Origin of the sequence: Fusobacterium sp., assembly GCF_030528405.1 — a bacterium.
Lineage (GTDB): Bacteria > Fusobacteriota > Fusobacteriia > Fusobacteriales > Fusobacteriaceae > Fusobacterium.
The window spans coordinates 16,546-36,665 of record NZ_JAUMYY010000016.1; the positions used below are offsets into that span (position 1 = coordinate 16,546).

The 20,120-nt window shown below is 28.7% G+C and carries 20 protein-coding genes and 1 pseudogene; 9 read left to right on the forward strand and 12 right to left on the reverse strand.

Annotated features, from left to right (window positions below):
* The 7 genes from Q4A58_RS04070 to Q4A58_RS04100 all read left to right on the forward strand — a co-directional run bounded on the left by Q4A58_RS04070 (position 1) and on the right by Q4A58_RS04100 (position 5,666).
* On the forward strand, positions 1–906 hold the full coding sequence (locus Q4A58_RS04070; RefSeq protein WP_303116759.1) for a metal ABC transporter solute-binding protein, Zn/Mn family: 906 nt from the start codon (positions 1–3) through the stop codon (positions 904–906).
* A 76-nt stretch (positions 907–982) separates the two neighbouring features.
* Entirely contained in the window at positions 983–1,834 is an 852-nt protein-coding gene (locus tag Q4A58_RS04075) for a metal ABC transporter solute-binding protein, Zn/Mn family (protein WP_303116799.1), read from the forward strand.
* Position 1,835: 1 nt separating this feature from the next.
* A complete protein-coding gene (locus Q4A58_RS04080; protein WP_303116761.1) occupies positions 1,836–2,525 on the forward strand; it encodes a metal ABC transporter ATP-binding protein in 690 nt (229 codons plus the stop codon).
* A 20-nt stretch (positions 2,526–2,545) separates the two neighbouring features.
* On the forward strand, positions 2,546–3,439 hold the full coding sequence (locus tag Q4A58_RS04085) for a metal ABC transporter permease (protein ID WP_303116763.1): 894 nt from the start codon (positions 2,546–2,548) through the stop codon (positions 3,437–3,439).
* A gap of 3 nt (positions 3,440–3,442) precedes the next feature.
* Positions 3,443–4,321 carry a metal ABC transporter solute-binding protein, Zn/Mn family gene (locus Q4A58_RS04090; protein WP_303116765.1) on the forward strand — a complete coding sequence of 293 codons (879 nt, stop codon included), beginning with the start codon at positions 3,443–3,445 and terminating at the stop codon, positions 4,319–4,321.
* Between the two features lie 27 nt (positions 4,322–4,348).
* The gene (locus Q4A58_RS04095) at positions 4,349–4,768 is read left to right on the forward strand and encodes a hypothetical protein (RefSeq protein ID WP_303116767.1); all 420 of its coding nucleotides are present in this window, start codon (positions 4,349–4,351) and stop codon (positions 4,766–4,768) included.
* Positions 4,769–4,871: 103 nt separating this feature from the next.
* Positions 4,872–5,666: a DUF4198 domain-containing protein gene (locus Q4A58_RS04100; RefSeq protein ID WP_303116769.1), complete on the forward strand. Its 795-nt coding sequence runs from the start codon at positions 4,872–4,874 to the stop codon at positions 5,664–5,666.
* A 50-nt stretch (positions 5,667–5,716) separates the two neighbouring features.
* On the opposite strand, the gene Q4A58_RS04105 is transcribed toward Q4A58_RS04100, so the two are convergent.
* The 3 genes from Q4A58_RS04105 to Q4A58_RS04115 form a co-directional block, all read right to left on the reverse strand.
* Positions 5,717–6,937 carry an FprA family A-type flavoprotein gene (locus Q4A58_RS04105; RefSeq protein WP_303116771.1) on the reverse strand — a complete coding sequence of 407 codons (1,221 nt, stop codon included), beginning with the start codon at positions 6,935–6,937 and terminating at the stop codon, positions 5,717–5,719.
* A 63-nt stretch (positions 6,938–7,000) separates the two neighbouring features.
* Complete coding sequence (locus Q4A58_RS04110) at positions 7,001–8,905, reverse strand: acyl-CoA dehydrogenase family protein (protein ID WP_303116774.1); 1,905 nt, start codon at positions 8,903–8,905, stop codon at positions 7,001–7,003.
* A 192-nt stretch (positions 8,906–9,097) separates the two neighbouring features.
* Positions 9,098–9,934, reverse strand: coding sequence for a MurR/RpiR family transcriptional regulator (locus tag Q4A58_RS04115; protein WP_303116776.1), 837 nt, complete (start codon positions 9,932–9,934; stop codon positions 9,098–9,100).
* Positions 9,935–10,130: 196 nt separating this feature from the next.
* On the opposite strand from Q4A58_RS04115, the gene Q4A58_RS04120 reads away from it, so the two are divergent.
* Together Q4A58_RS04120 and Q4A58_RS04125 are read left to right on the forward strand one after the other, a co-directional pair.
* Positions 10,131–11,522: a YfcC family protein gene (locus tag Q4A58_RS04120; RefSeq protein WP_303116778.1), complete on the forward strand. Its 1,392-nt coding sequence runs from the start codon at positions 10,131–10,133 to the stop codon at positions 11,520–11,522.
* A 28-nt stretch (positions 11,523–11,550) separates the two neighbouring features.
* Positions 11,551–12,720, forward strand: a complete 1,170-nt coding sequence (locus tag Q4A58_RS04125; RefSeq protein ID WP_303116780.1) for a M20 family metallopeptidase — start codon at positions 11,551–11,553, stop codon at positions 12,718–12,720.
* Positions 12,721–12,768: 48 nt separating this feature from the next.
* On the opposite strand, the gene Q4A58_RS04130 is transcribed toward Q4A58_RS04125, so the two are convergent.
* The 9 genes and pseudogenes from Q4A58_RS04130 to Q4A58_RS04170 form a co-directional block, all read right to left on the reverse strand.
* Positions 12,769–13,734 (reverse strand): hypothetical protein, encoded by a 966-nt coding sequence (locus Q4A58_RS04130; RefSeq protein WP_303116782.1) that lies wholly within the window; start codon positions 13,732–13,734, stop codon positions 12,769–12,771.
* Between the two features lie 9 nt (positions 13,735–13,743).
* Complete coding sequence (locus tag Q4A58_RS04135; protein WP_303116784.1) at positions 13,744–14,946, reverse strand: dTDP-glucose 4,6-dehydratase; 1,203 nt, start codon at positions 14,944–14,946, stop codon at positions 13,744–13,746.
* A 1-nt stretch (position 14,947) separates the two neighbouring features.
* The gene (gene rfbD, locus Q4A58_RS04140) at positions 14,948–15,805 is read right to left on the reverse strand and encodes a dTDP-4-dehydrorhamnose reductase (RefSeq protein WP_303116786.1); all 858 of its coding nucleotides are present in this window, start codon (positions 15,803–15,805) and stop codon (positions 14,948–14,950) included.
* Entirely contained in the window at positions 15,798–16,376 is a 579-nt protein-coding gene (rfbC, locus tag Q4A58_RS04145) for a dTDP-4-dehydrorhamnose 3,5-epimerase (RefSeq protein ID WP_303116788.1), read from the reverse strand. The genes rfbD and rfbC overlap by 8 nt, the downstream gene beginning before the upstream one ends.
* Positions 16,377–16,500: 124 nt before the next feature.
* Positions 16,501–16,881: pseudogene (locus Q4A58_RS04150) on the reverse strand (sugar nucleotidyltransferase); the annotation flags it as partial.
* A 72-nt stretch (positions 16,882–16,953) separates the two neighbouring features.
* Positions 16,954–18,462 (reverse strand): BCCT family transporter, encoded by a 1,509-nt coding sequence (locus tag Q4A58_RS04155; RefSeq protein ID WP_303116790.1) that lies wholly within the window; start codon positions 18,460–18,462, stop codon positions 16,954–16,956.
* Positions 18,452–19,159 carry a phosphotransferase family protein gene (locus Q4A58_RS04160; RefSeq protein ID WP_303116792.1) on the reverse strand — a complete coding sequence of 236 codons (708 nt, stop codon included), beginning with the start codon at positions 19,157–19,159 and terminating at the stop codon, positions 18,452–18,454. Before Q4A58_RS04160 ends, Q4A58_RS04155 begins: the two co-directional genes overlap by 11 nt.
* Positions 19,160–19,417 carry a hypothetical protein gene (locus tag Q4A58_RS04165; RefSeq protein ID WP_303116794.1) on the reverse strand — a complete coding sequence of 86 codons (258 nt, stop codon included), beginning with the start codon at positions 19,415–19,417 and terminating at the stop codon, positions 19,160–19,162.
* 155 nt (positions 19,418–19,572) lie between these two features.
* The coding region (locus tag Q4A58_RS04170; protein WP_303116795.1) for a sugar nucleotidyltransferase at positions 19,573–20,120 on the reverse strand (548 nt) is incomplete at its 5' end.

The following is a 20,120-nucleotide window of genomic DNA, read 5'->3' on the forward strand; positions in this document are numbered from 1 at the left end:
ATGAAAAAAATACTAGTTTTATTTTTTTTATTAGTAGGTTCTATTTCTTTTTCAAGCAACAAATTAAAAATAGGAGTCAGCCTTCAGGCTTATTATAGCTTTGTTACTAATATAGTAAAAGATAAGGCTGAAGTAATACCTGTTGCAAGGCTTGATCTTTATGACTCACATAGCTATCAGCCAAAAATTGAAGATATTAAAAAAGTTTCAGACTTGGATGTCCTAGTTGTGAATGGTATTGGTCATGATGAGTTTATGTTTGAAATCCTAAACGCTTCTGATAGAAAAGATGATATCAAGGTCATATATGCAAATAAAAATATATCACTTATGCCAGTTGCTGGAACTTTAAATTCACAAAAAATTTTAAATACTCACACTTTTATATCTATAACTACATCTATTCAGCAAATTTATAATATTGCTAGAGAATTAGCTGAAATTGATGAAATGAATAGAAATTTCTATTTAGAAAATTCTAAAAACTATGTAAAAAAATTAAGAAAATTAAAAGTTAATGCATTAGAAGATATAAAAAATTTTAAAGATTTAGAGCTTAATGTTGCGACTTTTATGGGGGGCTATGATTATTTATTTTCCGAATTTGGTATTGATGTTAAAGCTGTTATTGAGCCTTTTCATGGAGCACAACCAAGTGTAGCTGATATTAAAAAAGCTATAGATGTTATAAAAAAAGATAATATAGATGTAATTTTTGGTGAAAAACACTTTAGCAACAAGTATGTTGAAGCTATTCAAAAAGAAACTGGTATTGAAATGAGAATACTAGATCATTTAACAAGTGGTCCCTATGAAGAAGAGAGCTTTGAAAAACTTATTAAAGCTAATTTAGATGAAATTGTTAATACAATAAAATATATAGCTAAGAAAAAAAAGAAAATATAGGAGGACATTTATGAAAAATTTATATAAAATTTTGCTTAGTTTATTTTTATTTACTTTAAGTTCTATTTCTTTTGGAATGGAAAAATTAAAGGTCGGGGTAACTTTACAACCTTATTATAGTTTTGTAAAAAATTTAGCTGGGGACAAACTTAATGTTGTTCCTGTTATTAGGCTTGATCTTTATGATTCTCATAGTTATCAACCAAAACCTGAGGATATAAAAAACATAAATAATCTGGATGCTTTAGTTGTAAATGGTGTGGGACATGATGAATTTATTTTTGATATTTTAAATGCCGCAGATAACAAAGATAAAATAAAAATTATCTATGCAAATAAAAATGTTTCACTTATGCCTATTGCTGGAACTTTAAACTCAGAAAAAGTTTTAAATCCTCATACCTTTATTTCTATAACTGCATCAATACAACAAATTTATAATATAGCTAAAGAACTTGGAGAGATAGACCCTTCTAATAAGGATTTTTATATAAAAAATGCAAGAGAATATGCTAAGAAACTTAGAAAATTAAAAACTGATGCCTTAAGTGAAGTACAAAGCTTAAAAGAAGTAGATTTTAGAGTTGCTACTCTACATGGTGGATATGATTACTTACTTTCTGAATTTGGTATTGATGTTAAGGCTGTAATTGAACCTTCTCATGGAGCTCAACCTAGTGCTTCTGATTTACAAAAAGTCATAGCTATCATAAAAAAAGAAAAAATAGATATAATTTTTGGTGAAAAAAACTTTAATAATAAGTTTGTAGATACTATACATAATGAAACAGGTGTAGAAGTTAGAAGCCTTTCTCATATGACTAATGGACCTTACGAAGTAGATAGCTTTGAAAAATTTATAAAAATTAACTTAGATGAAGTTGTAAAAGCTATAAAAGATGTTGCTAAGAAAAAAGGGAAAAAATAATATGAATGGGATAGAGATTGATATTAAAGATCTAAATTTAGTTTTATCAAACAACGAAATTTTAAAAGATATTAACTTAAAAGTTAAATCAGGAGAAATTCATTGTCTTGTTGGTCCAAATGGTGGAGGTAAGACTTCCCTTCTAAGATGTATTCTAGGGCAAATGCCTTTTAATGGTGAGATTACTATGTCCTATGATAAAGAAAAAGTTATTGGCTATGTTCCTCAGGTACTGGATTTTGAAAAAACTTTACCTATTACTGTGGAAGACTTTATGGCAATGAGCTGCCAAGCACTACCATGTTTTTTTGGAATTTCATCAAAACATAAAAAACATATAGAAAGCTTACTAAAAAAACTTTCTATATATGAAAAAAGAAAAAGACTTCTAGGTAATTTATCAGGTGGTGAAAGGCAAAGAGTTCTTTTAGCACAGGCTCTACATCCAAATCCTAATTTAGTGATTCTTGATGAGCCACTTACAGGAATTGATAAGCAAGGAGAAGAATATTTTAAAGAAATTATTCTTGAGTTGAAAGAAAAAGGAATAACTGTACTGTGGATACATCATAATTTATCTCAAGTTAGAGATTTAGCTGATACAGTAACTTGTATTAAACAAAAGGTGATATTTAGTGGTGATCCTAAGATTGAACTGACAGATGACAAAATTTTAAGAATATTTCAATAAGGTTTAGGTGATATTTAATAATGTTTGAAAATTTTAGGATATTTATAATAGCTCTTGCTGAGCAAGGCAAAATACCGGAGTCCTTTAAATATGGTTTTGTAATTAATGCCATTGTTTGTGCATTACTTATTGGACCTATTTTAGGAGCTATAGGTACTATGGTTGTGGCAAAAAAAATGGCCTTCTTTTCTGAAGCAGTAGGTCATGCTGCAATGACAGGAATAGCAATAGGGGTTATATTAGGCGAACCTTTCTCCGCTCCCTATATTTCTTTATTTACTTATTGTATATTATTTGGTTTGATAATAAATTATACAAAGAATAGGACAAAGATGTCCTCCGATACTTTAATTGGAGTTTTTCTTGCTATGTCCATAGCTTTAGGTGGTTCTTTACTAATTTATGTATCAGGTAAAGTTAATTCTCATGCACTTGAGAGTATTTTATTTGGCTCAATATTGACTGTAAATGACAGCGATATTTACATATTAATTGTAACTTCAATTATTATTGCTTTAGTACTAATACCATTTTTAAATAAAATGTTGCTTGCTAGTTTTAATCCTAGTTTGGCTATTGTTAGAGGTGTAAACGTAAAACTTATAGAATATGCTTTTATTGTAATAGTAACTGTTATTACTATTGCTTCAGTAAAAATAGTAGGTTCTATTTTAGTAGAAGCACTGCTTTTAATTCCAGCAGCCTCAGCTAAGAACTTATCAAGCTCCATAAAAGGATTTGTTGTATATAGTATAATATTTTCATTAACTAGCTGCCTGTTGGGTATATACTTGCCAATACATTTTGCTATTTCTATACCTTCAGGTGGTGCTATAATTTTAATTGCTTCATCCATTTTTATTGTAACTATTATAATAAAGATGTTATTTAAAAAATTTGCAGAAGGAGAATAAAATATGAAAAAATTTTTATTATGTTTGTCTATGCTTATTATAAGCGGATTTATTTATGCCGAAAATATTGTGATTACATCAATACAACCTCTTTATTCTCTTACAAGTTACCTTACTAAAGGAACTGATATTAAGGTACACAATGCTTTTGACGCTAGCACCTCTATGACAATGTCACGAGATGCTATAAGACAAGAAGACTTTGATCTATCCATTGCTAAAAAGGCTCAAGCAGTTATTGATATAGCAAGAATATGGGATGAAGACGTTATCTATGGAAAAGCTAGATCTCATAACATAAAGATAATAGAAATTGACGCGAGTTTTCCTTATGATGATAAGATGTCTTCTTTATTTTACAATGATTACTCTAATGGCAAAACAAATTTTTATGTTTGGATGGGAAGTAAAAATCTTGTAAGAATGATAAATATAGTTGCAAGAGATCTAGTAAAAATATATCCAAAAAATAAAACAAAAATAGAAAAGAATGTAGCTAATTTCACAGCTAAACTATTAGAGGAAGAAAGAAAGGCTAATGAAGCCCTTTTAAATGCAAATTCTTCTGAAGTTATTTCTTTAAGTGAAAATTTACAATATTTTCTAAATGATATAAATATTTTAGCTGAGTATGAAAACCCTGATTCTATTAATGCAGATAATGTTGCAAATCTAATGAAAGAAAAAGGAATTAATACCTTTGTATCAGACAGATGGTTAAAGAAAAATGTAATTAAGGCTATAAAAGATGCAGGAGGAGATTTTGTTGTTATAAATACCTTAGATATTCCTATGGATTTGGATGGAAAAATGGATCCAGATGCCATAATAAAATCTTATAGAGAAAATACGACTAATCTTATTCAAGCACTTTCAAAATAATAAAAAAATTTTATATAGGAGGAAAAAATGAAAAAAATATTAGCTTTGTTAATGAGTCTTATTATGTCTACTGTTTTATTTGCACATGCTCCATTACTATCAGTAGACGACAATACTGATGGTACTATTTATATTGAAGGCGGCTTCTCTAACGGTGCTCCAGCAGAAGGTGTTGAAATAATAATAGTTAAAGATAAGCCATATAATGGTCCTGAAGATACTTTTAAAGGAAAAGAAATTATATTTAAGAGTGTATTAGGAAAAGATAACAGTCTTACAGTTCCAAAACCTGCAACTGAAAAATATGAAGTTCATTTTAATGCTGGAGAGGGACATGTTGCTAGTAAAAAAGGACCTGCTTTAACGGCAAATGAAAAAACTGCTTGGGAAAAAGCTGTAAGTGAATTTAATTTTGGTGAATGGAAAGACTCTATGACTGAAAAATAAAAAATTAAATATTTAGTTATTTATTATAAGGTGGAATGATACTAAATAATATTTGAAAATTATATTTTATAGCAATATAATAAAAATTTTAGGAGGTATCAAAATGAAAAAATCAGTATTATTTTTAGGTGCTCTGTTATTATCTGCTAGTGCTTTTGCACACGAACATTTCCTTTATACATCCAAATTAGATGTCAGTGGAATGAATCAATTTAAAATGAAGGCGGTGCTTGCCCATCCTGCTGAAGGAAAAAATGCCGACCCTTTAAGTATTGCTACAGTAGATGGAACTAGTCATCTTCCTAAAGAATTTTTTGTTGTTCATAATGGAGAAAAAACTAATCTTCTTCCTAAAGCAAAAATAGGGACTCTAAAAACAGCTAGTGGAAATGTTGTTTCTATTGATGCTACTTATGGTGCTGAAGATGGTTTAAAAGGTTCTGGTAGTTGGGTATTTGTAATGGATAGTGGACAATCTAAAGACTCAGGATATACTTTTAATCCAGTAATGAAACTTATAGTAGTAAAAGATGGTGGTGGCTCAGACTATATGAAGAGAGTCGCAGAAGGTCATAATGAAATAGTTCCTTTATTAAATCCTGTTAATGCTTGGAAAGAAAATGTATTTAGAGCAAAATTTGTTGATAAAAATGGAAATCCAATAAAAGGAGCTAGAGTTGATGCAAATTTCTTGAATGCTGAGTTTAATGTTGAAAAAGATACTTGGAAAGGTGGAACTCTTAGTTCAAAAACTTCTGTGAGAGTATTTACAGATGATAATGGTATTTTTGCTTTTACTCCTTCAAGAGCAGGTCAATGGGTAATAAGAGCTGTAGAGCATTTAGATAGAGAGAAAAAAGAAGTTAGAGATGCTTCTTTAGTAGTACAATTTGAATAAATAATATTTTTAAATGGGAGCCATATACTAGCTCCCATTTTTTCTAAATCTTAATTTTTATTAATTGATTCTACTAATGCATCTACAAGTGCATCCATTTCATCATTATTGACATTATTCATTGCAGATGTTATTCCCACTTTTTCATTTAAAACATTCATATTCTTTAATTCAGTTTCAAAAAACTCTTGTAATAAATCTCCTGATTTTCTAGCCCAAGAACCATTCTCAATTATTGCAACTGTCCTATTTTGTAAATTTAATGCTTTCATATCCATTATGAAATTATGCATTACAGGATAAATTCCTAAGTTATATGTAGGAGAAGCAAGTACCAAATGACTATACTTAAACACATTTGATATTAAATAAGAAACATGAGTATTTGATACATCAAACATCTTCACATTTGTAATTCCTTTTTCAGCTAATTTTGCAGCTAAAATTTCAACAGCATTCTCTGTATTTCCATACATTGAAGCATAAGCAATTAGAACTCCTTTTTCTTCAGGCTCATATCTACTCCATTTGTCGTATTTATCTATGATATATTCAAAGTTATTTCTCCAAACAACTCCATGTAAAGGACATATAACTTTTATTTGATCTAAAATTGTAGCTGCCTTTTTTAATAAAACTTGAATATGTGGACCATATTTTCCAACAATATTTGTCAAATAACGACGACCTTCATCCAACCAATCACGATCCCAATCAACCTCGTCATTAAATAATCTTCCATCAAGAGTTTTAAATGATCCAAAAGCATCAGCAGAGAATAAAACTCCATTTGTAGTATCAAAAGTCACTAAAACTTCTGGCCAGTGTACCATAGGTGCTTCTATAAACATAACCTTATGTTTTCCAAAGCTAAATGTATCTCCTTCTTTAACTTCAATTAGTTGATGACCTGCAATACTCTTATATCCAAATTGTCTCATAAACATAAAACCTTTTTCAGAAGAAATTATTTTCATATTTGGATATCTAAAAGCTAATTCCTCAATAGATCCACAATGATCTGGCTCCATATGATTCACTACTAAATAATCTAATTCTCTTCCATTTAATAAATATTCTATATTTTCTATATATTGTCTTGTCACTGACCAATCAACAGTATCAAAAACAACTGTTTTTTCATCTAATAACATATATGAATTATAAGATACTCCCTCAGGAATAGGGTGTATATTTTCAAAAAGTGCAAGACGACGATCATTTGCTCCAATCCAATATAAATCATCAACTATTTTTCTAACATTATGCATTTGCTCTCCTCCTTAAATTTAATTTCAGAAAAATTTTTTAAGATTCTACATAGCTAAAAATTTTTATGCTTCTATGTATTTATCTTTTGCTTCTCCACAATCCGGACAAGTCCAATCTTCAGGTATATCTTTAAATTTAGTTCCTGGTTTTATATCACCATCAACATCTCCAAATTCTTGAATATACTCATGACCACAACCACTACATACATGAACTTTTGGTGAATAAATCACTTTAGGAACTGATCTTTTCATTTTCTTCATAGGAGGAGCTTCTTTTTTCTCTCCAGTATCCAATTCTTTGACTAATAAAGGTATAATTTCTTTTAAATCTCCAACTATTCCATAGTCAGCATTTTTAAATATAGCAGCATTAGCATTTGAATTTATTGCTACAATTGTTGTAGCCTCTTTAATTCCTTTTAAATGTTGTAAAGCACCGGAAATTCCACATGCTATATATAAATTACCAACAAATTTTTGCCCTGACATCCCCACATATCTATCAAGAGGTAAATATTCTAAAGTTTCTGCCACTGGACGAGAACATCCTATTGCAGCTCCAGCATTCTTTGCTAATTTTTCTATTAGCTTCATATTTTCTTTAGTTCCTACCCCTTTTCCAACACTGACAACTCTCTCTGCTTTTCCTATAGGAGTATTAATAGGTATACCCACTGTAAAATCGTATCCATCCGCTTTTAAAGCTTCAACAAGTGCCTTTACTTTTTCTTTAGTTGTTCCATCTTTAAATATAACATTCTTTCTAACTCCAGTAATTGCACCTTTTTTAACTTTCACTGCTCCAGCAGCATTAGATTTTGGTTCTCTTCCTATTAAATAAGAAGCTATAACAACTCTTTGAATTTCATTTGTTCCTTCATAGATAGTACAAATTTTTGCATCTCTATACATTCTTTCTACATCTGTACCTTTTAAATAACCAGAACCACCATAAATTTGCACCGCATCATTTACAACTTCTAAAGCTATATCTGATGCCCATTGTTTTGCCATTGCTGATTCCATTCCATAAGGTTCATGATGCTCTTTTAAATCAGCTGCACTGTATACTAACAATCTTGCTGTTCTTATTTTAGTTGCCATATCCGCAAGTTTAAATGATATAGCTTGTTGGAAAGCTATAGCCTTTCCAAATTGTTCCCTTTCTTTTGCATATTCTAATGCACTTTCAAATGCTCCCTGTGCTATTCCTAAAGCTTGAGCAGCTATTCCTATTCTTCCTCCATCAAGAGTAGACATAGCTATTTTAAATCCTTCTCCTTCTTTTCCCAAAAGATTTTCTTTTGGTACTTTTACATTATTGAATAAAAGTTGAGCAGTTGATGACGAACGAATTCCAAGTTTATCATAGTGATCTCCAAATGTAAATCCTTCCCATCCTTTTTCTACTATAAATGCAGATATTCCTTTTGTGCCTATATCAGGAGTAGTAACTGCAAATACTATATATGTATCAGCATAAGGTGCATTAGTTATAAATATTTTTTCACCATTTAAAATATAATGATCTCCTTGTAAAACAGCTGTTGTTTCAGTACCACCAGCATCTGAACCAGCATTAGGTTCCGTAAGTCCAAATGCTCCTATCTTTTCTCCTTTTGCCAAAGGAACTAAATATTTTTTCTTTTGTTCTTCAGTTCCAAATGCAGCTATAGGATATGTACCTAATGAGACATGAGCCGATAAAATTACTCCAGTTCCTCCATCAACTCTTGAAAGTTCTTCAACAGCTATAGCATAACTTAAAACATCTTTTCCAGCTCCACCATATTCTTTAGGATAAGGTAATCCCATGAATCCCATTTCTCCAAATTTTTTAATTGCCTCTTGAGGAAACTTATTTTCTTTATCTAAAATAAAAGCTATAGGTTTAACCTCTGTTTCAACAAATTCTCTAACTTGTTTACGCAATATTTCATGTTCATCAGTTGTCTTAAAAAGCATCTCTTTTCCTCCTTAATAATAGTATGTTGTTCGATATACGAATATTTTGACCTTTATTTTTTGTTAAATTATTTTATACTATTCATATACTCTCTAATATTAACACTTATATTAAAAAAAGTCAACTAAATTAATTATATATATATTAAAACAAGTGTTTTTTTATAAAAAATTTTTATTCATTGTATTCTTTTACAATTTTGCTGCTAGATATTTTCTTATTTCACTAAATCTTTCTTTTTCTTCTTCATCAATAAACTGGCTTATAAAAGTGAGTATGTATTCTATTAAAATTTGAGTTGATATAAGTGAATTAAAAACACTTAAACCATTTAATTTTACTTTATATAATATTTCAGAATGCTTAGATAGCGGTGAATTTTCGGAATCAGAAAAAAGAATTATGCTTGCTTTTCTCTCCCTTGCTATATTAGCAAGAACTTGAGCCACTTTGGAATACATAGGATAGTCAAAAATAACTAAAACATCATTTTCTTTTATATTAAATATCGAATTTACAACAACAGAATCATCTATATTATATGTGAAAACATCTTTCAGTATAAAACCCAATCTAACTCCAAAAAAATTCGCCACTCCTGCTGTACTCTTAAAACCTATTATATACTTATTATTTTTTCTCATAAGAGTTTCTCCAATTCTTCGAAGTATCAACAAAGAATCCTGAGAAAAAATTCTATTAACTTCTTCATTTATTTTTTCTATATATAATTTTTCAATTGAATTTTCTTTTATCAATTCAATATTTTTAATAAAATCATTAGTCTTTTCCAAATGTGTTTTTATTTTTTTCTGTCCACTATTTTTAAATTCTGTGAAATTTTTAAAACCTAGGCACTTAATAAATCTAATTACACTGGTATCACTGACTCCTATTTCTGATGCTATTTCTGAAACAGTCATTAAATATATTCTCTTATCTTCATCCAAAAAAAATTCTGCTACTCTTTTTTCTTTTTTAGTTAAGTCAAGTGTAGCTATTTTTTTCTTCAATTCTTTATTCTCCATTTTGTTCTCCTTTTTTTCTTTTATGATATCATAATTATTTACAAAATAAAATATATTATATAAAAATTATATGCTCTTACCAAAAAAAGAACAAATTTTTAAAAAAATATTGACAAAAAATTTTTTACAATATATAATTTTAAAAAATTATTTTTACAAAAAAATTATTAAAAAATTTTTTAAGGAGGCTGTACTTATGAAAAAGAGATTTACATTTCCAGACACTTACGTAGTTATTGTTATTATGATGGTTGTTGCAGTAGCTTTAACTTGGATTATTCCAGCAGGGCAATTTGAAAGAGTTAAAGATGAAGTCAGCAAACAAATGGTTGTTATTCAAGGAACTTTCAAATACATTGAAAGTAGCCCTATTAGTTTTTTAAAAGTTCCTCTGTACATAATGAAGGGATTGGGAAAAGCTAGTAATATTATTTTTCTTGTTTTAATTGTTGGTGGTGCTTTTAATATTATTATTGAAACTGGTATGTTCCAAAGCTTTGCTGCTAAAATGACTAAAGTTTTCTCTAATAAAGAAGTATTAATCATTCCTGCTTTCTCTACTATATTTGCATTGGCATGTACTACTATGGGAGTTAACACATTCATAGGTTTTGCACCAATAGGTGTTATTATAGCTAGAAGTATAGGTTATGATGCTATAGTCGGTGTAGCAATGGTTTGCTTAGGAGGAGCTATAGGTTTCAGTACCGGAACTTTTAACCCATTTACTACTGGAGTTGCTCAGTCTATAGCTGGATTACCACTTTTTTCTGGACTAGGATATAGATTTTTCTGTTTAGTAGTTTTCTTAGTTGTTACAAATATTTATATTATTTGGTATGCAAAAAAAGTAAAAAAAGATATAAGAAATAGTGTTGTCTATGATTTAGAAATGGAAGATAAAAATGTAAATGTTACTGAACAAAAATTTGATAAGGTAGAAGGAAAACATTATCTTATTCTTTTAATTGTTATAGCTTGTTTTTCCCTTTTAGTATATGGAAGCCAAAATTGGAAATGGGGACTTACAGAAAATGCTGCAATATTTATTTGGATGGGAGTTTTAAGTGGATTTGCTTATGGATTCGGACCTAGTAAAGTCGCTACTGAATTTACTAAGGGTGCTAGAAAATTAGTTTATGGTGCTTTAATGGTAGGTATGGCAAATGGAATAGGAATCGTTTTGGCAGATGGAAAAATACTGGATACTACAGTTCTTTTTCTAGGAAATTTATTAGTTGATTTACCAAGATTTTTACAAGCTGCCGGAATGTTCTTAATGCAACTTATAATAAATGGGCTTATAACTTCAGGAAGTGGACAAGCTGCTGCTACTATGCCAATAATGTTACCAGTTGCTGATATCATAGGTATGACTAAACAAACTGCAGTTCTTGCATTTAACTTTGGTGATGGTTTAAGTAACTATGTTTTACCAACTTCTTCAGCACTTATGGGCTTCATTGCAATGGTAGGAATTTCTTATGACAAATGGATGAAATTCATGTGGAAACTATTTGCTATTTGGATTGTTGTAGGTTCTGTGCTGATAATAATTGCTAATACTATGCATTATGGTCCATTTTAATATTTCATTTTAGATAGGAGATTTATTTATGAAAAATTTACTAAACAAGTATATAGATAAGATTGCACCTGAAATTTTATCTATGGCTGACTCAATATTTGATGATCCAGAGTTAGGATTAAATGAATTTCGAGCTATGAAAAAAATCACAGATTTTTTAAGGAAAAATGATTTTAATGTAGAAGAAAATATCTATGGTTTTGAAACTGCGTTCAGAGCTACATATAAGTCAGGAAAAGGTGGAATTAATATAGGTCTACTTTGTGAATATGATGCTTTAGAAGGACTAGGCCATGCCTGTGCTCATCATATGCAAGGACCTTCTATCATTGCTGCTGCCGTAGCACTTAAAGAAGTTCTAAAAGATTATGACTACAATATAGTTGTCTATGGTACACCTGCTGAAGAAACTTTGGGAGCAAAAGTTCCTATGGAAAAAAATGGAGCATTTCAAGACATAGATATTGCACTTATGATGCATGGTTCCCCTATGACAACAACAGATGTTAAATCTTTAGCTCTTTCTAATTTTGATATTATTTTTCATGGTGTATCTTCTCATGCTGCGCTTGCTCCTGAGAAAGGTAGAAGTGCTTTAGATGGTTTGTTACTTTTATTTCAAGGTATAGAATTTTTCAGAGAACATGTTAAAGAAGATACAAAAATGCATTATACAATAGTGGATGCTGGAGGACCGGCAAATGTTGTTCCTAAATATGCAAAAGCTAAAGTAAGTCTTAGATCTTATGACAGAAATTATTTAAATGATGTTATAAGAAGATTCAAAAAAATTGTCGAAGGTGCTGCTATGATGACAGAAACAACTTGTGAAATCATAGAAACTAAATCTCTTGATAGTAAAATACCTGTTTTATCATTAAATAGAATTCTCATGGAGAATGCTGCAGAAGTAAATGCTCCAAGAATAGAGCCCCCTAGGGAAAAAACAGGCTCTACAGACTTTGGAAATGTTATGTTTAAAGTTCCTGGTTCTTGTATTAGAATAGCTTTTGTTCCGCCTGGAACATCATCACATTCTGAAAAATTTATTGAATGTGGAAAAAATGAAGATGCACATAATGCTATACTTCTAGCTGCAAAAATACTTGCAAATTCTTCTTATGATTTGATTTCTAAACCTGAACTTTATAATGAAGTTAAAGAAGAATTTAAGAAGAATAAAGAAATAAAAATTTAAAAATTTAAAAATCGCTGGAATATTTGTAAATTCCAACGATTTTTTTATTTATTTTAATTTTTTTTGTTCTCTATCTAATTTATGCTGCCTATAACCTTCTAAAAATTCTTTTAATACAATAAACATTATTATGATAAAACAAGTGAATAAAAATCCCCCCAACAAAATGTATTTAGCAATACCACTTTCCCTTTTAATTATAAGCGAAGTTGTTTTTTCTAATAATTTATCTACAAGCCCTGTATTTAGAAGACCTTCTGCACCTGCTATTTGTTTCGAGGTTTTATCATAAACAGATTGATAATAAATATTATCAACATTTAATACAGGTTCTTTAAAAGCAATTAAACTCCTTATATCTTCTGCTGTCATATTTGTTCCATGCTCTTTTTTCAGAGCCAAATTTATTTTTTCTTTTATAGTTTCCAATTCTTTAAGAGCATAAGCATTTAAATATTCTGCCTCTTCTTTTTGAATCTCTATCAATTCTTTCATTTTATTAGAGATTTCATTTTCCAAAATAAAAAAATACATTTGAATTATTTTTTCAGAAATTTTTAACTCTCTGTTAGCTGTAACTTTAACTTCATAATTATCTCCATCTTTTTTTATACTTAAAAACTTTGATAAAAATTTAATTTTTTCTGATAGTAAAAGGTCTTTATCTGCAATTTCTGATTTTTCAAATTCTTTATTTAACTCTTCTATTTCAAAAAATTTATCTATATATTTTTCATTCTGTAATATACTCATAGGGTCAAATTTAATATAGCTTAAATTTAGCATTTGGTAATAAGAATTTTTTTCTAAAATAGGGTAGTTTAGATAAAATTTTTGACTTGCACTTTCTTTTCTATTGTAATTTCTAAAACCTAAGGCAAATGCAAAACTTAATATAGAACCTATTAAAAAAATTGTTATTATTGCTTTCCAGTATTTTTTTAAAATATCAATAATATCATATAAACTAATCTCATCTTCTTCATAATAAAAATCTTTTCTTTCTTGCAACATTTTCATCACCTATTCTTTATTTTCATACATTCGCTTATAATAATTTTGATACTCACCAGATGTTATATTTTCCACCCAATCTTGATTTTCCAAGTACCATTTTACAGTCTTTTTAATTCCTGTTTCAAAGTCTGTTTCTGGATACCATCCAAGTTCTTTTACTATTTTTGTCGGATCTATAGCATATCTCATATCATGTCCTAGTCTATCTTGAACATAACTTATTAAACTATAATTTATTTTATCCAAATCTGTCTTTAAATATTTTTTATAACTTTCATGCTTAGAAATCTCAGCTTTTAAAATGTCTATCAACATCCTTACAATGTTAATATTTTCTTCTTCATTAAAGCCACCAATATTATAAATTTCTCCTATTTTTCCTTTAGTTAAAACCAAATCTATTCCTTTACAATGATCTTCAACATAGAGCCAATCTCTTACATTTTCTCCTTTTCCATAGACTGGTAACTTTTTACCTTCAAGAATATTTTTTATCATAAGAGGAATTAATTTTTCTGGAAAATGATAAGGTCCATAGTTATTAGAGCACCTAGTTATATTAATTGGTAATTTATAAGTTTCCCCATATGCTATAACTATATGATCTGCCGCAGCCTTTGATGCAGAATAAGGACTTCTAGGATCAAGAGGGCTTTTTTCAGTGAAAAAATTCTCCCCATAAGTTTTTAAATTCTTTCTATTCTTTACTATTTTATTTACCTCTTCATCTTCTATTTTTAAATCTATGGATTTAGAAAACTCTTTTGTTAAACTTCCATAGACTTCATCTGTCGATACCTGTAAATATTTCACTCCCTCTTTATAAACAGGATAACCCTTTTCATCCTTTTCCACTGTCCAAATATTTTTTACATTTTCAAGTAAATTTTGTGTCCCCAGAATGTTTGTTTCCAAAAAAATTTGTGGATTTTCTATTGATCTATCCACATGGGATTCAGCTGCAAAATTCACTACATAGTCTATTTTATTTTCAATAAATATTCTCTTAAGTTCTTCTCTATCTCTTATATCAACTCTTTCAAATCTTACTCTCGAGTCTTTTAACTCTTCTTTTATTGTCTCTAAATTTCCTGCATAAGTTAGCACATCTACTACTACAACTTTTATATCATCGTGCCTTTTTAAAATATATTTTAAAAAATTTGCTCCAATAAAACCAGCAGCACCTGTTATTAAATAGGTCTTCATTTTAGTTATCACACTCCAATTCTTCTAAAAATCGATCAATGGCATTTTCCCAAGCAGGTATTTTTTTATTTATTAAACTTTCTATCTTTTCACTATTTAACTTAGTATACTTAGCTCTTTTAGCTTTTAAATTGAAATCTTCTGTCTTAGCTCTATTTAAAACTCCCTGCCATTTTATCTTTTCAAGCAAATACTTAGCTTGTTCATATTTAGAAGCCTCCCCTGCATTTGAAAAATGGTAAAGTCCATATTTTTTTGTTTTTATCAATTCCCAACTATAATAAGCTAAATCTTTTGAATAAGTGGGTGCTGAAACTTGATCATCAACTATAGATAAGTTATTTTTTGTAGAAGCCCAATCTAAAATTTGTTTATTAAAATTATTATTTCCTATTCCAAATAACCAAGAGGTCCTTATAACAAAGCTATCAGCTTTTACCTTAAAGACTTCTCTTTCCCCTTCAAGCTTTGTCTTTCCATAAATAGAAAGAGGCTTCGCTTCATCTTCTTCTAAATAAGCTTCTTTTTTCTTCCCATCAAAAACAAAATCTGTAGAAAAAGTTATATATTCTGCACCAATTTCATTTGCAACTATAGCCAAACTTCTCGGTGCATAAGTGTTAAGCTTTCTACACAAATCTACTTCGTCTTCTGCCTTGTCAACATTATTATAGGCAGCACAATTTATTATTAAATCTATATTTTTTTTATTCACAAAATTTCTAATTTTATTAATATCAGTAATATCCAAGTCTTCAATATCTGTAGCTATATATTTTATTTTTAAAGAATCAAAAAGTTTTTGAAAATCACATCCCAATTGTCCATTTGCTCCAGTTATTAAAATAAATTTAATCATCTTTCATTTTCCCTTTATAGTCTTCTAAAGTTTGTAATTTTTTATCTTTTTCTGATAAAATTATTTCCTGTTCTTCTAGCATATATTTTTTAAAATTCCACTCTATATTTATATCTTTATCATTCCATATAATTCCTGAATCATATTCTGGATAATAAAAATCTGTACATTTATAAGTAAATTCACTACCATCTTCCAGTGTCAAAAATCCATGAGCAAAGCCTTTGGGTATAAAAAACATTTTTTTATTGTTAGAGCTAAGTTCTATCCCAAACCACTTACCAAAAGTCTTACTATTTTTTCTTAAATCGACTGCAACATCATAAACTGAACCTTTTATTACTCTAACTAATTTACCTTGAGGAAATTTAGTTTGAAAATGTAAACCTCTTAAAACTCCTCTTTTAGATTTAGAATGATTATCTTGAACAAATTCATCATTAATACCAATTTCTGCAAAATCATTTTTATTGTATGTCTCTATAAAAAAACCTCTTTCATCTCCAAATACAGTTGGTTCAATTATAAATAAGCCTTCTATGCCTGTACTTATTTTTTTAAATTTTCCCATTTTTGCTCCTCTATTTTTATTACTAGAAACTTTGTTAATTTATAAATACCTATTTTTTACTTAGCTTAATAAGATTTATAAGATATCTTCCATACTCTGATTTTAATAATGGCTCTGCTAATTCTTTTTTAGCTGCCGCTTCTTTTAACATACCTGTAAAACCATGTCCATAAAAGATATTATCTCCTAAAACTAAGGCACATGAATCATTCTCTATAAATTTTTCTCCTATTAAAAATGCTTCTGCAAGCCCATTAGGTTTTTCTTGAACAGCATAAGATATATTTAAACCAAAATTCTCTCCTGTTCCTAACAGCTCTTCAAAAACTTTTACATCTCTAGGAGTTGATATTACTAAAATATCCCTTATTTCTGCCAGCATCAATACAGATAAAGGATAGTAAATCATAGGTTTATCATATACTGGAATTATTTGTTTAGATATTGCTTTTGTTACCGGATAAAGTCTTGTTCCACTTCCTCCTGCTAAGATTATTCCTTTCATTATTTTATTCTCCTATTAAAATACTTTGTTACTTACTATTTTTCATAAATTTTATAGTTAAAAATACACATTTTAATCCATATTTTTTAGATAATTATTAGCATCTTTAAAGAAACTTATTACGAGTAATAAAATAATATTACCTATTGGAAATGCTGCTATTATTACTACGGACTGCAAACTATACATAGAACTTTTCATAAAAATCAAGGCTATTGGTAGTAAAATAAACATAATAGACCAAAATATTCTTATTTTTTTACTAGGTTCCTTTTCTACAGCTAATTTTTTATATGAATATGCAGATATCACCATTGTTAAAGCATCAAATGTTGTTGCATAAAATGCTACCATAGTTATAGCCAAAAGCAATAATCCAAAGCTTGGGAAGGGCAATGTTTCAAATATATTTATTATTACATCAGAATAGGAAACTCCTTTTTCAATCAACCCTGATAAGTTTAATCCATGTTTTATTTGCTGACTCATTCCATAATTCCCAAGTATAATAAATGACATAAATGTTCCTGAAATTCCCCAAATATATCCACCAATAATTACTTGTTTTATTTTTTTTCCCTTGGATATCTTACCTATAAAAAATGGAGTCGCAACACACCAGACCATCCAATATGCCCAATAATAAATAGTCCAATTCTGAGGAAATGAAGTTTCACGAAGAGGATCCATCCAGGTAGCAAGTCCAATAAAATTTTGTAGCATTGTCCCGATAGCTGAAAATCCAGTTTCTAATATATATTTTGTCTCTTTCCCTAAAAATAAAAAATAAGAAAGTAAAATAAAAAAAAGATATGAGCAATAATTAGCTAGTAGTGCTATTCCCTTCATTCCAAACCAAACTGTAAAAGTATACACAATAGCTATAAAAATTAATATTAAAATTGTTAAATAATTTGTATTTTCTATAGAAAACACTCTGCTAAAAGTACTTGATAAAAGGGGTGTAGCTAATGAAAAAGTTGTAGCTGTTCCAGCTAATAAAGAAAAAATAGCTATTAAATCTATTATTTTTCCAAGTATTCCATCCACTTTTTTTCCTAAGATAGGTCTACAGCCTTCTGAAAATTTTTGCTTATCTCTTCCTCTTATATGCAACATAAAGCCGAAAGCGACTGCCAATATTATATAAAAACTCCAGGCTATAGGTCCCCAATGAAATAAAGGATATGTGGATGCCCATTTTTGTATTCCACCAATTTCTTCTATATATTTTTCATTCGCATATAAAGTCCACTCACACAAGGAATAAAAAAGAATATCTGCTGCCATTGTTGAAGTAAAAATCATAACTCCCCATGTAAATGACGAATATTGTTCTTCGCTATTCTTTCCTAATCTTATCTGACCATACTTAGAAAATGCAATATATAGACTGCAAGTCAAGATTCCACAGCCTAAAATTGCATAATACAAGCCAAAATTATCCCCTAAGAAATCTCTAATTTTTTCCAATATAAAAATTGAATCATCAGGAAATATAAGAAATAAAACACAAAGGCTTATAACTATTAACAGTGGAAGTATAGTGGATAACCAATCAATTGTATTCTTATCTTTCATCTATATCCTCCAGCATATTCTTGCATCTTTCAAATCTTTTAATTCCGTAAGTTCCAAAATTAATTCCCTTTTTTTCTTTTACTAAAGTCCAAATACTCCATAAAAAATCCTGTAAAATTTTAAAAATTTGAACTTTTAAATAATCGTTTTCTGATACTTCATTATAAAAATATTCCTTTAGGAACGTTAATTCTTCTTCTTTTGAAAAACTATTTTCTAAGGAATATGAGGCTAAGTCCCACATAGGGTCATTCATTCCTGAATATTCCCAATCAATTAAAAATAATTTGTTAGCACTTATTATAAAGTTTTCCGGTACTGCATCATTGTGGCAAGCAACTAATTTGGGCTTTAATTTTATTAATTCTTCCTTTAGCTTTTCGATTTTAACTTTTATTTCTTCGTAAGAAGGATAGAAGTTCGCTCCTAGCTTCTTTGCTAATAATTCATATTTTTTTATCTCTTCAAATACATCAAATCTATTATTGAATTTTACATCTGAACTGTGAAGTTTTCTTAAAATATTAGCAACCTCTTTTAAATTTTCTCTTGCTAGTTCCGAATTCAAAGTTTTTCCATTTTCTATATATTCTGAAATTTTATCTCCTGTATTTTTGTCATAATAAACTAGTTTAGAGTCTATATTCAAGTGAGTTGTTTTTTTACTATTTTCTTCTTTATTTTCTATTTTTATCATTCATTGAGTTCCAGCTCCAGAAACTCTTAGAACATACTTTTTATTATTTATAAAGATTAAAAAATTTTTGTTAGTCATTCCACCTAAATTTTGAATATTTTGGATGTTTTCTAATTTAAATCCTGCACTCAATAAAATACCTTCAATTTCCTTAATATTATCATATAAAGTATCTATTTTAAAAATATCAGAGTTTTTTGTTGTTTTTATTACAAATAGGTCCTTAATTTTAGTCATTATTTTTTTTAACTTTGTCATACCTATCTCCTCCTTTATTTTACTATAAGCTATTAAATACCTTATTCTTAAAGTATAATATTGAGTTTATTGTTGAATTTTTAATAAATTTTAATTTTATCACTTCCAATTAGTTTTAACATATTTTAAAATATACTTATTTCATTTATTATTTATTATATAATATTCATCAGATACTTTCCATAGTCTGATTTTAATAATGGCTCTGCTAATTCTTTTAATTTTTCATCACTTATCCAGGAGTTTCTATAAGCAATCTCTTCTGGACAAGCAACCATTATTCCCTGTCTTGATTGTATTGTCTTTACAAAATTTGAAGCTTCTAAAAGTGCTTCATGAGTGCCTGTGTCTAACCATGCCATTCCTCTTCCTAAGCTTATTACATTCAGTTTGTTTTCATTTAAGTACAGTTCATTTAAGGTTGTTATTTCTAGTTCTCCTCTTAATGAAGGTTTTACTTTTTTTGCTTTTTCCACAACTGTATTATCATAAAAATATAGTCCTGGTATTGCATAATTAGATTTAGGATACTTTGGTTTTTCTTCTAAAGAAATAGCTTTACCGTCTTTATCAAATTCAACAACTCCAAAATCTTGAGGATTACTTACATAATAACCAAAAATTGTTGCTCCTTCTTTTTTAGCTGCTGCTTCTTTTAACATACCTGTAAAACCATGTCCATAAAAGATATTATCTCCTAAAA